Source organism: Gordonia sp. DT219 (genome assembly GCF_049847065.1).
Lineage (GTDB): Bacteria > Actinomycetota > Actinomycetes > Mycobacteriales > Mycobacteriaceae > Gordonia.
In genome coordinates, this window is the sequence record NZ_JBNCNR010000006.1 from 149,163 (window position 1) to 163,499 (window position 14,337).

Annotated in this window: 9 protein-coding genes; 7 read left to right on the forward strand and 2 right to left on the reverse strand. The window is 70.6% G+C overall.

Annotated elements, in window-relative coordinates; genetic code table 11:
- Positions 1–27: 27 nt before the first annotated feature.
- Genes nirB through ACPXB3_RS10560 form a run of 4 tightly spaced genes read left to right on the forward strand, consistent with a single transcriptional unit; the run spans position 28 to position 4,962 of the window.
- The gene (nirB, locus tag ACPXB3_RS10545) at positions 28–2,598 is read left to right on the forward strand and encodes a nitrite reductase large subunit NirB (RefSeq protein WP_425727571.1); all 2,571 of its coding nucleotides are present in this window, start codon (positions 28–30) and stop codon (positions 2,596–2,598) included.
- The gene (gene nirD, locus ACPXB3_RS10550; protein WP_425704606.1) at positions 2,595–2,999 is read left to right on the forward strand and encodes a nitrite reductase small subunit NirD; all 405 of its coding nucleotides are present in this window, start codon (positions 2,595–2,597) and stop codon (positions 2,997–2,999) included. Before nirB ends, nirD begins: the two co-directional genes overlap by 4 nt.
- The gene (locus ACPXB3_RS10555) at positions 2,996–4,222 is read left to right on the forward strand and encodes a uroporphyrinogen-III synthase (RefSeq protein ID WP_425727546.1); all 1,227 of its coding nucleotides are present in this window, start codon (positions 2,996–2,998) and stop codon (positions 4,220–4,222) included. Before nirD ends, ACPXB3_RS10555 begins: the two co-directional genes overlap by 4 nt.
- Positions 4,219–4,962, forward strand: a complete 744-nt coding sequence (locus ACPXB3_RS10560; RefSeq protein WP_425727547.1) for a sirohydrochlorin chelatase — start codon at positions 4,219–4,221, stop codon at positions 4,960–4,962. The genes ACPXB3_RS10555 and ACPXB3_RS10560 overlap by 4 nt, the downstream gene beginning before the upstream one ends.
- A gap of 15 nt (positions 4,963–4,977) precedes the next feature.
- Here ACPXB3_RS10560 and ACPXB3_RS10565 read toward each other — a convergent pair whose 3' ends face one another.
- Both ACPXB3_RS10565 and ACPXB3_RS10570 read right to left on the reverse strand, forming a co-directional pair.
- Positions 4,978–5,286, reverse strand: a complete 309-nt coding sequence (locus tag ACPXB3_RS10565) for an MGMT family protein (protein ID WP_425727548.1) — start codon at positions 5,284–5,286, stop codon at positions 4,978–4,980.
- Positions 5,283–6,068 (reverse strand): alpha/beta fold hydrolase, encoded by a 786-nt coding sequence (locus ACPXB3_RS10570; protein ID WP_425727549.1) that lies wholly within the window; start codon positions 6,066–6,068, stop codon positions 5,283–5,285. Before ACPXB3_RS10570 ends, ACPXB3_RS10565 begins: the two co-directional genes overlap by 4 nt.
- 126 nt (positions 6,069–6,194) lie before the next feature.
- On the opposite strand from ACPXB3_RS10570, the gene ACPXB3_RS10575 reads away from it, so the two are divergent.
- Genes ACPXB3_RS10575 through ACPXB3_RS10585 form a run of 3 tightly spaced genes read left to right on the forward strand, consistent with a single transcriptional unit; the run spans position 6,195 to position 14,336 of the window.
- A complete protein-coding gene (locus tag ACPXB3_RS10575; protein ID WP_425727550.1) occupies positions 6,195–9,776 on the forward strand; it encodes an ATP-dependent helicase in 3,582 nt (1,193 codons plus the stop codon).
- Complete coding sequence (locus ACPXB3_RS10580) at positions 9,769–13,212, forward strand: ATP-dependent helicase (protein ID WP_425704612.1); 3,444 nt, start codon at positions 9,769–9,771, stop codon at positions 13,210–13,212. Before ACPXB3_RS10575 ends, ACPXB3_RS10580 begins: the two co-directional genes overlap by 8 nt.
- Positions 13,213–13,265: 53 nt before the next feature.
- On the forward strand, positions 13,266–14,336 hold the full coding sequence (locus ACPXB3_RS10585; RefSeq protein WP_425704613.1) for a potassium channel family protein: 1,071 nt from the start codon (positions 13,266–13,268) through the stop codon (positions 14,334–14,336).
- The last annotated feature ends 1 nt before the right edge of the window (position 14,337 follow it).

A 14,337-nucleotide genomic window follows, 5' to 3' on the forward strand; every position in this document is an offset into this window, starting at 1 on the left:
AAGACCGCCGTCGTGATCGGCCACGGCATGGTCGGCCACCGGTTCGTGCAGACGCTGCGCGAGCGTGACCAGGCCGGCGCCTGGCACATCGTGGTGATCGCCGAGGAGTCCGAACCCGCTTACGATCGCGTGGGGCTGTCGTCCTACGTCGGTGCCTGGGAGCGCTCGGCCCTGGCGTTGGCCGGCAACGACTACGCCGGTGACGCCGCGGTTCAGATGCATCTGGGTGAGGCGGTGACCGCGATCGACCGCGACGCCAAGCGGGTGCGCACCGATCGTGGTGCCGACATCGCTTACGACGCACTGATATTCGCCACCGGGTCGTATCCGTTCGTGCCGCCGGTGACCGGACACGACCATGAGAAGTGCTTCGTCTACCGGACCCTCGACGATCTCGACGGCATCCGCCTCGCCGCCGAGGCGGCCGGTCCGGGTGCGGCGGGTGTCGTCGTCGGCGGTGGCCTACTCGGGCTGGAGGCCGCCAATGCCCTTCGGCTGCTGGGGATGACGCCGCACGTCGTCGAATTCGCACCGCGGCTCATGCCGATGCAGGTCGACGCCGGCGGTGGCGCGGTCCTGGAGAATCTCGTCACCGATCTGGGCCTGCACGTGCACACCGGGGTGGGGACGTCGTCGATCACCGATGGCGCCGACGGCGAGTCGCTGACGGTCACCCTCAGCGACGAGTCGACGATCGACGCCGCGCTCGTGGTGTTCTCCGCCGGGGTGCGCCCGCAGGACTCGTTGGCCCGCGCCGCCGGTCTACCGGTCGGCGAACGCGGTGGGATACTGGTGGATTCGGCCTGCCGGACCGTCGATGCGGACGTCTTCGCGATCGGTGAGGTCGCGGCCGTCGACGGTCGCTGCTACGGGCTCGTGGCACCGGGATACAGCACCGCAGAGGTGGTCGCCGACCAACTGCTCGACGGTTCGTCGACGTTCCCCGGCGCCGACATGTCCACGAAGCTCAAACTGCTCGGCGTCGATGTCGCCAGCTTCGGTGATGCGATGGGGGTCACCGAGAACGCCCTGGAGATCGTCTACTCCGACGCGGTGGGCGGGAAGTACGCCAAGATCGTCATCTCCGACGACGCCACCACGTTGCTCGGCGGCATCCTCGTCGGCGATGCGTCGGCGTACGCGATGCTCAAACCGATGGTGGGACGGGAGATCCCGGGTGATCCCGCCGCCCTGATCGCCCCCACCGGCGGGTCGGCGGGCGTCGGCCTCGACGCACTGCCCGACGACGCCGAGATCTGTTCGTGCAACGCGGTGTCGAAGGGCACGATCTGTTCGGCGATCGCGGACGGCGCATGCGATCTCGCCGCGGTGAAGGCGTGCACATCGGCGGGCACCACCTGTGGCGGTTGTGTGCCGAGCATCACCGCACTGCTCGCCGCGTCCGGGGTGGCGGTGAGCAAGTCGTTGTGTGAACACTTCTCGCAGTCGCGCGCAGAACTGTTCGAAGTCGTTGCGGTGACCGGTATCCGGACATTCACCGAGCTGATCGCCAACCACGGCACCGGCAGTGGATGTGAGGTGTGCAAGCCGACCGTCGCCTCGATCCTCGCGTCGACCTCCGGCGAGCACATTCTCGACGGTGAGCAGGCGGCACTGCAGGACACCAACGATCACTTCCTCGCGAATCTGCAGAAGAACGGCAGCTATTCGGTGGTGCCGCGGATGCCCGGCGGTGAGGTGACGCCCGAACAGCTGATCGTCATCGGTGAGATCGCGCGCGACTTCGATCTGTACACGAAGATCACCGGCGGTCAGCGCATCGACCTGTTCGGTGCGCGGGTCGAGCAGCTGCCGAAGATCTGGCGCCGCCTCGTCGACGCCGGAATGGAGTCCGGGCACGCCTACGGCAAGAGTCTGCGCACGGTGAAGAGCTGCGTGGGCGAGACGTGGTGCCGCTACGGGGTGCAGGACTCGGTGGGCATGGCGGTACTGCTGGAGAAGCGCTATCGCGGCCTGCGGTCTCCGCACAAACTCAAGTTCGGCGTCTCCGGGTGCGCGCGTGAGTGCGCGGAGGCCCGGGGCAAGGACGTCGGGGTGATCGCCACCGAGAACGGCTGGAATCTCTACGTCGCGGGCAACGGCGGGCAGAGTCCCAAGCACGCCCAGCTGCTCGCCGGCGGAGTGGATGACCAGACCCTCGTCGCCTACATTGATCGGTACCTGATGTTCTACATCCGTACCGCGGATCGGCTCCAGCGCACGGCCCCGTGGCTGGAATCACTCGAAGGTGGTCTCGATCATCTGCGTGCGGTGGTGTGTGATGACAGTCTGGGGCTGGCGGCCGAACTGGAGGCCGCGATGGAGGCTCACGTCGCGGGGTACCGCGACGAATGGGCCGCGGTACTCGAGGACGAGGAGAAGCTGGCACGGTTCGTGTCCTTCGTCAATGCGCCGGAGGTCGCCGATCCGACCATCCGGTTCACCGATGGGCCGTCGGCATCGGCGGCGCTGGGCGACATCGACCTCACGCACCCCGGCGGGGACCGCAAGGTGCCGGTACTACTGGAGATGCCGCGCGTGCGAGCCGGACGACCGGCGCCCGGCCAGACGAGCGAACGCGAAGGAGTTCCGACATGACCGCCATCGAGGCGCCGAGCACGGCGAACGGACAGTGGGTGCGGGCCTGTCCGCTCGAGCACCTCATCGAAGGACGCGGGGTGGCGGTACTGGGCCCGGACATGACGCAGGCGGCGCTGTTCCGGATCTCGGCGGCCGAGACCGACCGTGAGGCCGTGGGACGCTCCCGGCTCTACGCGATCGGAAACATCGACCCGTTCGGTCGGGCCGCGGTGCTCTCGCGCGGGCTCACCGGTGACCATGCGGGCGAGCCGACGGTGGCCAGCCCGCTGGGCAAGCAGGTGTTCTCGCTGCGTTCCGGGGTCTGCCTCGACGACGAGTCGGTGTCGGTGCCCTCGTATGGGACGCGGGTGGTCGACGGCAACGTCGAGATCTGGTTCACCGGCAACGGGACACGATGAGCCCCGATCCCGCCACACCGGATCCCGCCCACCCGACTGCGGCCGGCGCGGATTCGGCCGGTCCGGAGCCGACCACGCCCGACGAGCTGCCGCTCACCGGATTCACCATCGGGATCACCGCGGCGCGCCGTGCCGAGGAGTTCGCGGCGCTGCTCATCCGGCGCGGGGCCGACGTCGTCATGGCGCCGACCATCCGCATCCTGCCGCTGGTCGACGACACCGAACTGCAAGAGGTCACCGAACGCATCGTCGTCGAACCACCGGATCTGATGGTGGCCACCACCGGGATCGGCTTCCGGGGCTGGGTGGAGGCCGCCGACGGGTGGGGCGACGCCGAGCAGTTGCTGAGCGCGCTGGGCCGGTCGCGACTTATTGCCCGCGGGCCCAAGGCCAAGGGTGCGATCCGGGCCGCCGGCCTGCGCGAGGAGTGGTCGCCGGAGAGCGAGTCGTCCTCCGAGGTCCTCGACCGGCTCCTCGAGGAGGGCGTGGAGGGCAAGCGGGTCGCAGTGCAGTTGCACGGCGCCACCAGCGAGTGGGAGCCGCTGCCGGACTTCTGTGCCGTGCTGCGCGCAGCGGGGGCCGACGTGCTCCCGGTGCCCGTGTATCGCTGGAACACCCATCCCGACCTCGCACAGATCGACGCGATGATCGCCTCGGTGATCCGCGCCGACCTCGACGCCCTCACCTTCACCAGCGCGCCGGCTGCCGCGTCGATCCTCACGCGCGCAAAGGAACTGGGCAAGTTGCAGCCATTTCTGCATTCCCTGCGCACCGCCGTCCCGGTCTACTGTGTCGGGTCGGTGACCGCCGGACCGCTCGAGGCGCTGCAGATTCCCACGGCCTATCCCCGGCGCTTCCGGCTCGGTGCACTCGCCCGTCTCATCACCGACGAACTGCCCCGACGTAGTCATATCCTGCGAGTTGCCGGACATGACACGGCGATTCGCGGCCAGGCCGTCGTCGTCGACGGTCAGGTGCGGGACCTCTCGGCGACGGGTCATCTGCTGCTCAAGATGCTCGCCCAGGTGCCCGGACGTGTGGTGGCACGCCAGGAGTTGCTGCGCGGGCTGCCCGGTGACAGCGCCGATACCCACGCCGTCGAGGTCGCGGTCGCCCGGCTGCGCGCGGCCCTCGGCGATCCCAAGATGATCCAGACGGTGGTCAAGCGCGGCTATCGCCTCGCTGTCGACCTCGAATACGATGAAGCCGAGGACAATCCATGACTTCTCACGATCCCGCGCGGCTACCCCACGGGGACCGGCTGCGCGACGTCGAGCCGGTATTGGTCGCGCACGGAACCCGCAATCCGCAGGGTGTGGCGGTCATCGCCCAGATCGCGGAGAAGGTGTCGGCCGTCGTCGGTCCGACGCGCACCGCCTTCGTCGACGTCCTCGGGCCCACGCCGAGCGAGGTGCTCGCCGACCTGTCCCGGCCCGCGGTGCTGGTACCCGCTTTCTTGGCATCGGGATACCATGTGCGCCAAGATATTCCCGATCATGTTCAGGCATCCGGTGCCGCCGGCACCATGGTCACCCGCGCGCTCGGCCCCGATCCGGCGATCGCCGGGGTGCTGCGCCGCCGGTTGATAGAGGCCGGCTGGCGGCCGGGTGACGCCGTCGTTCTTGCGGCCGCAGGCTCCTCGGACCGATCAGCCTGCGGCCAGGTACATCTGGCCGCCCGCCAGCTCGAGGGACTCATCGGCGGCGACATCCGCGTCGGATTCATCACCACCGCGACGCCCAGCGTTCCGGACGCGATCGCCGCGGCCCGCGCCACCGGCCGGCGCGTCGTGGTGGCGTCATACCTGTTGGCGCCCGGTCTGTTTCACGACCGGCTGCACACCTACGGAGCCGACGTCGTCGGCGCGCCGCTCGGCGCCGACCCGGCGATCGTCGACCTCATCGTGACCCGGATGCGTGCGGCGGTCAGCCCGTACCGCACCGACGCAGTCCTCCTGCGCTGAGGGGCTTTCCCGCGGTCAGGTGTCCGCATCGATCTCCCAGCGGCACTCACGCAGGACGACGCGGTCGTCGCGGATCGGCACACCTTCCTCGTGTAGCCGCGCGAGCTGACGACGGGCCAGATGCGGTGCGGGCGTACCACTCGCCGAGATGACGCGATGCCACGGCAGATCGGCGGCGTCGGTGCGCATGATCGTGCCCACGATGCGCGGCGACGATAGACCCGCGGCCGCGGCGAGGTCTCCGTAGGTGCTCACCTGCCCGCGGGGGATGGCCGCCACGAGCGCACGCACCCGTTCGACGTCGTCGTCGGAGATCGCACTCACAGCAGCGCGCGCACCGAGCGAGCGCACAGGTCCGGCTCGAGGAACGGCACCATGTGGTCGCAGTCGGCGTGGACGACGTGCACATCGTCGGCGCGTTCGCTCGCACAGGCGGCCAGATATGCCGGACGCACGAAGGGCGGGTCGACGCGGCCGGCGACGACGAGATGCGTCGGCATTCCCCGGGGCACAAGTGCGGGCGGGCGGCTCATCTCGCCCCACGCCGCCGCCGCCGCCGGCGCACTGACCCGCCAGCCCACCCGGCCGTGCGGGCGGGCGACGAGATGCTCGGTGATCTCCGCCTCGAGGATGGCATCGGGCACCGCCGCCCAGCCCTCCGCGCGTTTGGCGGTCCGCGCGGCGTCGGCATCGGGGTAGTCCCAGTGATCGAGGCTGTCGGTGGCCACCGACAACGTGAACTCCGGGTCGAGTCCTTGCGCCGGGTCGAGCAAGACGAGTCCGCGCACGGCGTCGGGCCGTTGGTTGGCGAGGTGGATGGCCAGCGCGCCGCCGAACGAATGGCCGATCACCACCAGTGGGAGCGCCGACGGATCGATCACCGTGTCGATGAATTCGGACAACGCGCGCACATGGTTCTCGATCGCCCAGGGGCCAGGCCACGGCGACCGGCCGTGACCGATGAGGTCGGGCGCGACGACGTGCAGGTCGGGCAGTTGCTCGGTGGCCAGTGGGGCCCAGCGCGTCCCGTGCCCGGTCAGGCCGTGCAAAGCCAGCACCGTCGGTGCGCGGTGGTCGCCGAACTCGACGTGATGAAGTTCTGTCACCCGGACAATGATGCCGCGTCCGGGCCGGGTGCACGGCGTCGGCCCGGCTGTGGTCGTGCGGCTGTGGTCGTGCGGCGGGCCGGGTGGGTCGCCACGACTGTCGGTGTCGCGTGCTTGCATGGACCCATGGCTCGCGAGCGTCTCTCGACCCCGGCGGCGGCGTCCCCGAAGCGGGGCGCGGCGTCGTCGGCGCGGGCACGTTCGGGGCCCGACCACCCGCCGAAGCGTTCGGGGACCGCGCTGCGCGCACATCTGGTGGGTGCCGGCGGCGGCGCGCTCCACCCGCGTGAGTGGCCGGTAGCCGTGCAGCGTGTCATCGACGCCCACGGCCCTGCCGAGGACGCGTCGGCGCAACCGTGGCGGCCCTTTCGCGTGCACGGTGGTCCCGGGTCGGGCAAGACCGCTGTCGTCGTCGACGCGGCCGTCGCGCGGCTCACGCGGCCGGGAACCGATCCGGAATCGGTCCTCGTCCTCGCCGCCGATCGGCGTGCCGCGGTGGCGCTGCGCGAGGAGATCACCCGTCGCGTGCTGGCCGGTGCGTCCGACGGCCCGGTCCTGGGCGGGGCATTGCGTGAACCGCTGGTGCGGACGGTGCATTCGTACGCGTTCGCGATCCTGCGTCTGCAGGCGCAGGCGCACGGCAATCCGCCGCCGCGGCTGATCACCGGCTCCGAGCAGGATGTGGTGCTGCGCGAGTTGCTCGCCGGTGATCTCGAGGACGGTGCGCACTACTGGCCGGCGCACCTGCGGCCGGCGTTGGGTACCGACGGATTCGCGCAGGCACTGCGGGACCTGATGATGCGCGCAGCCGAACGCGGCGTCGGCCCGGAAGAACTGGCCGCGCTGGGCAAACGCCATCGACGTCCCGAATGGGTCGCCGCCGCGCACGCCTTCGCCCAGTACGAACAGAACGTCCTGCTGCGTGGAGCGGTCGGTTCGCAGACGCCGGGTGCCTCGGCACCGGCCGTCGACGCCGCCGAACTCGTCGGATCGGCATTGTCGGCGTTTGCCACCGATCCCGACCTCCTCGCCGGCCAGCGGCGCCGCATCCGCCACCTGATCGTCGACGACGCCCAGCACCTCGATCCGCAGGCCGCGCAGTTGGTGCGGCTGGTGGGCACCGGGACCGACTCGACGATCATCGCCGCCGACACCGACCAGTCGATCTACGGATTCCGTGGCGCCAGTCCACGTTTCGCCGATTCGCTGGCGCCGTCGGGTGGGGAGCGAGACATTGTGCTGCGCACCGACTTTCGTCATCACCGGCAGATCGCGGTCCTCGGCCGGGCGCTGGCTGCCCGGCTGCCCGGCGCACGGCCGCACCGATTCCCGGTGGTGCCCGACGACGACCCCACTCCGCCCGGCGGCGCATCGGTACGCGTGTACAGCTCCGCGGCGAAAGAGGCGACGGCGGTGGCCGATCTGCTGCGCCGGGCACATCTCTTCGAGGGGGTGCCGTGGTCGCAGATGGCGGTCATCGTGCGGTCGGCGCACCTCGCACTGCCCGCGCTGCGCCGCGCGTTCCGGTCGGCCGGGGTGCCGCTGACCACCCCGACCACCGATCTGCCGTTGCACCGGCAACGCTCGGTCGCCGCACTGATGGTGGTGCTGCGTGCGGTGGCCGCACGCGAGTGGGCCGCACGCGAGGGGGCCGCACGTGCGGGGGCCGATCCCGGCCCCGATGACCTCTCGCCTGATGACTTCTCCGCCGAGGACACGCTGGCCGTCCTCACCGGACCGGTCGGAATGGCCGATCCCGGTTCGATGCGCCGCCTGCGGCGCGGAATCCGGCGCTGTGATGAGAAGGCCGGTGCCGAGCGGGCCGGGCGCGACTCGCTCACCTCCCTGCGGCTGGCCCTGTGCGATCCGGGCCTCGGCGCGGAGTATCTGCGGGCGCTGACCGAACACGAGGCCGCGCCCTTGGCCCGCGTGCTCGACGTCATCGGCGCCGGCGCGGCGGCACATCGCGCCGGGCGCAGCGTCGAGGAGATCCTCTGGGCCGCATGGCAGGCGACCGGACTGGAACGGCGCTGGGCGGGTTCGGCGATCCGCGGTGGGCCGGCCGGTGAACAGGCCGATCGCGACCTCGATGCCATGATGGCGATGTTCGAGTCGGCGGCGAACTTCTCCGACACCTTGCCGTCCGGCGGCCCGGGCGGATTCGTGCACTACCTGTCGCAGTTGCAGATCCCTCGTGACAGCCGGACGCCGGCTGCGGTGGCCGACTCGGTGTCGGTGCTCTCCGCGCACGCGGCGGCCGGTCGCGAGTGGGAGGTCGTCGCGGTCGCCGGTGTGCTCGACGGTCTGTGGCCGTCGCTGCGCAGCCGCGGAAGTGTGCTCGGCACAGCACAATTGGTGGACCTGCTGGATGGAATGGATCCGGCGGCGATAGACAAGGTGTCCCGGGGCGCCGGCGCGCTCGCCGACGAACGCCGGCTGCTGCTGGTCGCATGCACCCGCGCGCGCCGGCGGTTGCTGGTGACCGCCGTCGAGGACGGCGGGGGCGAGTCGTCGCCGTCACGCTTTGTCGCCGAGATCTCCGACGCACTGCGAATCGACGCGCGGCGGGCCCAGCAGCGACCCGACCCGGACACCCGCGGCCCGGACACCCGCGACCCGGAGACACTCGACACCGAGCCCGACACCGATCTGCCCATCGATCCCGGCGTCGAGCGGGTGCTGTCGCTGCCGTCGCTGGTGGCGACCCTGCGTGCGGCCGTCGTCGCCGGCGCGGACCAGCCGGACGAGCGCACCCGCGCGGCTGCCGAACTGCTTGCGCAACTGGCCGATTCGGATATTCCGGGTGCGCATCCGCGGGAGTGGTTCGGGCTGGCGCAGCCGAGCACCGACGAGCCGCTGTGGACGCGGGACGCCGGACCGGTGGTGCTCTCACCGTCCAATGTCGATCAGCTGTCGCGGTGCTCGCTGCGGTGGATGCTCGAACGCGCCGGTGGCCGCGACGGTGACGGCACCCCGGCCCTGACCGGAACGCTCGTACACACCCTCGTCCAGGCCGTCGCCGGCGAGATCGAGTCCGCCGAGGTGACCGCCGCGCTCCGCGAGATCTGGGACCGGGTGGACACCGGCGCCGCCTGGTATTCGGCGCGCGAACTCGAACGGGCCGAGGCGATGCTCACCAATTTCCGTGACTGGCTGAAGATCTCGCGCGACGATCTCACCTCGGTGGGTGTCGAGTCCGTCATCGACGCGACCATCCCCCCCGCAGTCGAGTCCGACGAACCGGCGACCGGCGCGCCGGCCGCGGACGGCTCAGATCTGCCGGTGCGACTACGCGGCCGGGTGGACCGGCTCGAACGCGATGCTGCGGGACGGCCGGTGGTCGTCGACGTCAAGACGGCCAAATCCGCGATCACCAAGGCCGACGCCGCCGACCACGCGCAACTCGCCGCGTATCAGGTCGCCATCGCGCACGGCGGGGCGCGCGAATTCCCCGGTCCCGAGGTACAACCCGGTGGCGGCCGGCTGGTGTACGTGTCGGCGGCGCACCGCTCGACCGGGGCCACCGAACGCGAACAACCGCCGCTGACACCAGAGTTGCTCGACGAGTGGCGCGAGCTGGTTCGTCGGGCCGCACGATCGGGTATCGGGCCGGTCTTCGAGGCGACCATCAATCCGGGCTGTGCGCACTGCGCACTGGCGACCAGTTGTCCGGCGCAGCTGCGCGGAAAGGCGGTCACCGATGACTGAGGGCACCCGCGTCGACTCGCCCACCGCCGCGCGCCCAAGGGTTTCGGCGGCCTCCCTGGCCGCGGCGCTGGGATTGCCCCCGCCGACTCCCGAGCAGGTAGAGGTCATCGAGGCGCCCACCGAACCGCTGCTGGTGGTGGCGGGCGCGGGAGCGGGCAAGACCGAGACGATGGCCTCGCGCGTGGTGTGGCTGGTGGCCAACGGCATCATCGGGCCCGATGAGATCCTGGGGCTGACCTTCACCCGCAAGGCCGCCAGCGAGCTCGGCGCCCGCATCCGGCGGCGGCTGTCGATGCTGGCCGGGTCGCCGGCCCTGGTCAACTGGGATCCCGATGGTTCGCTCGCGGCGCGTCTGGGTGCGGGCGATCCCGAGGTGAGCACCTATCACGCCTATGCCGGACGGCTCATCGCCGACTACGGGCTGCTGCTGCCCGTGGAACCGCACGCGACGCTGATGTCGGAGACAGAACTGTGGCAGATGGCCTTCGGCGTCGTCTCGTCCTGGACGGGGCCGCTGACGACCGCCAAGGTGCCCGCGAGCGTCACCGAGGCGGTGCTGCGGTTGTTCGGTGAGATGTCGGAGCATCTGGTCGACCTCGACGCCCTCACCACGTGGGGGGATGAGCTGTACCGCATGGTCGACGACCTTCCCAAGGCCCCGCGGCAGCGGGGTGGACCCAATGCCGCGTTGCGCACCGTCCAGGAGGTGATCGACGAACGCCGCGAACTCCTGCCGTTGGTGGCGGCCCTGATGCGCACCATGGCCGAGCAGGCGGTCCTCGACTTCGGCAGCCAGATGTCACTTGCCGCACGTCTCGTGGCCGCCAACCCGGAAGTGGTTGCCGCCCAACGTCAATCGTTTCGTGCGGTGTTGCTCGACGAATACCAGGACACCGGGCATTCGCAGCGGGTCCTGCTCTCGGCGTTGTTCGGTGGTCGCCCCGGTCCTGCGGCGAATCCGGTCGCGGTCACCGCGGTCGGCGACCCGATCCAGTCGATCTACGGCTGGCGCGGAGCCTCGGCGGCCAATCTGCCGCGGTTCGCCACCGACTTCCCGCGCGCCGACGGGTCACCCGCCCACCGGCGTGAGCTGCTGACGAGCTGGCGCAATCCGGTACAGACCCTGCGCCTGGCGAACGAGGCGTCCGAGGAACTGCGCCGCCGTGGGGTTCCGGTCAGTGTGCTGCGCCCACGACCCGACGCCGATACCGGCAGCGTGACGGTCGCGCTGACCGAGACCGTCCTCGACGAGCGGGCCTGGCTCGCCGACCAGATCGCCGCGCGCTATCACGATGTCGACGGGGCGGGGCCGCCGACCGTCGCGGTCCTGGTGCGGCGCAACGAGGATTCGGCACCGATCGCCGCCGAACTCGAGAGCCGCGGAATCCCCACGGAGGTGGTCGGCATCGGCGGACTGCTGCACGTACCGGAGATCATCGACGTCGTCGCCACGCTGAGGTTGATGGCCGATCCGATGGCAGGCACCGCGGCGATGCGGCTGCTGACCGGCGCGCGCTGGCAGCTCGGCGCGCGCGACCTCGCGGCGCTGTGGCGCCGTGCCACCGACCTCGCGGCCGGTCAGATCGCCGCCGGCGGGGTGGTGACGTCGCGCGCCGAGCTCGACGACGCCCTCGACGCGGTGCTGCCCACCGAGGTGGTCGATCGCGCCGGGATCGCCGACGCCGTGGTCGATCCCGGCGATCCGGCGGCCTACAGCCCCGAGGGATACGCCCGCATCCGTGCCTTCGGGGCGCAACTGGAGTCGTTGCGCCGCCGGATGGGTCAGCCGCTGCCCGAGCTCGTCGCCGACGTGGAGAACACCATCGGGGTGGCGATCGAGGCGCAGATCCGGGCCCGCCGGATGCGCGGGGCGATCACCGGTCGCGAGCACCTCGACGCCTTCGCCGACTACGTCACGCGCTACGCCGACCGCCCCGGGGCGAATCTGCCCGGCCTGCTGGCATTCCTCGACACGGCCGAGACCATCGAGAAGGGACTCGAACCCGGCCGGGTAGAGGTCGCCGAGGCGCGGGTACAGATCCTCACCGTGCACGCCGCGAAGGGACTCGAGTGGGATGTGGTGGCCATTCCGCACCTGTGTCAGGGCATCTTCCCGTCGGCCAAGGGGGAGACGACGTGGATGCGCAGCGCCCGTGAACTGCCCGGGCCGTTGCGCGGCGACCTCGCCGACCCCGAACCGCGCGGCCCACAGGCCGCGAAGCTCGCGGCCGCCCGGCCCGCCGGTGCCGGCGACGGCTTCCCGGTGCTCGACCTGAGCCGGGTCGGTGACCGCAAGGAACTCGAGGACGCCCTGACCGAGCACAAGGAGGCGATCGGGCAACGCCGGCTCGAAGAGGACCGCCGGTTGCTGTACGTCGCGATCACCCGTGCCCGCCACGATCTGCTGGTGTCGGCGCATCACTGGTCGGAGACCGGTGACAAGCCCCGTGGCGGGTCGCCGTTCTTCGACGAACTGCTCGCCATCGTCACCGACACCCTCGAGAACGGAACTGCCACGCAGTCAGCGGGTTTGGCGGTTGACGTGCGCACCGCCGATCCGCCCGACGGCGCATCGAACCCGCTGGCCGAGGTCGCTGCCGTGCGCGAGTGGCCGGGCGATCGGCTCGGTGCGCGACGCGACGCGGTGCAGGCCGCCGCGGACCTGGTGCTCGACGAACTGCGGCACCGAGGGGCGCCGGTGCTGTTCGCCGACCCGGCCGCGGCCACCGAGCACGCCGGTCACGCCCATGACGATGACGCCGACCCCGCCGACGAGATCGCGGCGTGGCGCGCCGAGGTGGCGGTGCTGCTCGCCGAACACGGGCGCGGCAACCAGGCGGAGGTCGACGTCGAGTTACCCGCACATCTGTCGGTCAGCCAGCTCGTCGACCTCGACACCGACGAGCGGGAGTTCGCGCGCCGGCTGCGCCGCCCGACGCCCTACCGGCCCAATCCGATCGCCCGGCGCGGCACCGCATTTCACGCGTGGGTGGAGCGGTGGTTCGGGGCCACCCGCCTGCTCGACATCGACGAGCTGCCCGGCGCCGCCGACGAGAGCGCGCCGTCGGACGCCGATCTCGACGCGCTGCGCGAGGCATTTCTGGCATCGCCGTGGGCCGCGCGCAGCCCCAGCGAGGTCGAGGTGCCCTTCGAGACCGTCATCGGTGAGACGGTCATCCGCGGGCGGATCGACGCGGTGTTCGCCCAACCCGACGGGTCGTGGGTGGTGGTGGACTGGAAGACCGGCGCCGAGCCGGCCGCCGACAGTTCGTCGGTGTTCATCCAGCTCGCGGCCTACCGGATCGCGTGGGCGCAGCTCGCCGGCGTCGAGTTGGAGCGGGTGTCGGCCGCATTCCACTACGTCCGGACCGGGCGCACATTGGCGCCGGCCGAGCTCCCGGATGCCGCGGCACTCGCGGCTCTGCTGGCCAGATGAGCTAGATTCCACACTGTGACATCAGGGGCCCGGTCCACGCGCGGAGGCGAGCGATGAGGACGCGCGGATTCCGCCGCCGATTTCGCGGAGAGGACCTCTCCGAGGGGCCCGACTATGCGTTGGTCGGTGTCGTTCGTATCCCGGAGTTGCAACAGAGCCCGGCGCGCGCCATCGGAAAGCGGGTGGTCTTCGCCATCTTCGCGCTGTTCTTCACCGCGGTGCTGGTCTATCTCGACCGCAGCGGCTATCGCGACGTACAGGACAACGCCCTGTCGTTCCTCGATGCCCTCTACTATTCGGCGGTGACGCTGTCGACGACCGGCTACGGCGACATCACGCCGCTGTCGCCGTCGGCGCGACTGCTCAATCTGCTCCTCGTGACCCCGTTGCGTGTGCTGTTTCTGATCGTGTTGATCGGAACGACCCTCGAGGTGCTCACCGAACGGTCGCGTCAGGCACTCAAGATCCAGCGTTGGAGGAACAGCTTGCGCAATCACTCTGTGGTCATCGGCTACGGCACCAAGGGCCGCACCGCGGTCGACGCGATGATCGGTGACGGCATCAAACCCGCCGACATCGTCATCGTCGATGCCGATCCGACAGTGCTCGAGGCCGCCGAATCCGACGGGCTGGTCACGGTGCGTGGCGACGCCACCAAATCCGACGTGCTAAGGCTGGCCGGGGTGGCACACGCGGCGAGCATCGTGGTCGCCACCAACCGCGACGACACCGCGGTGCTCGCGACACTCACCGCGCGCGAACTCAATCCGCGCGCAAAGATCGTCGCCTCGATCCGGGAATCGGAGAACACCCATCTGATGCGCCAGTCCGGTGCCAACTCCGTGGTCGTCTCCTCGGAGACGGCCGGACGACTACTGGGTATCGCGACGATGACGCCGTCGGTGGTGGAGGTGATCGAGGATCTGCTCACCCCCGACGCCGGATATGCGATCGCCGAACGTGAGGTGGACCCGACCGAGACCGGCGGCTCCCCGTCACACACCCGCGACATCGTGCTCGGGGTCGTGCGCAACGGAGTGCTGCACCGGGTCGACGACAGCGTCGTCGAACAGATCGAGGCCGGCGACCGGCTGCTGTACGTCCGCAAGGGACCGTCCGACTGAT

What these genes read in the sequence shown, in the direction of transcription:
- nirB (WP_425727571.1), top strand. Translation starts at nt 28, where the DNA reads ATGGTCGGCCACCGGTTCGTGCAGACGCTGCGCGAGCGTGACCAGGCC.
- nirD (WP_425704606.1), top strand. Translation starts at nt 2,595, where the DNA reads ATGACCGCCATCGAGGCGCCGAGCACGGCGAACGGACAGTGGGTGCGG.
- ACPXB3_RS10555 (WP_425727546.1), top strand. Translation starts at nt 2,996, where the DNA reads ATGAGCCCCGATCCCGCCACACCGGATCCCGCCCACCCGACTGCGGCC.
- ACPXB3_RS10560 (WP_425727547.1), top strand. Translation starts at nt 4,219, where the DNA reads ATGACTTCTCACGATCCCGCGCGGCTACCCCACGGGGACCGGCTGCGC.
- ACPXB3_RS10575 (WP_425727550.1), top strand. Translation starts at nt 6,195, where the DNA reads ATGGCTCGCGAGCGTCTCTCGACCCCGGCGGCGGCGTCCCCGAAGCGG.
- ACPXB3_RS10580 (WP_425704612.1), top strand. Translation starts at nt 9,769, where the DNA reads ATGACTGAGGGCACCCGCGTCGACTCGCCCACCGCCGCGCGCCCAAGG.
- ACPXB3_RS10585 (WP_425704613.1), top strand. Translation starts at nt 13,266, where the DNA reads ATGAGGACGCGCGGATTCCGCCGCCGATTTCGCGGAGAGGACCTCTCC.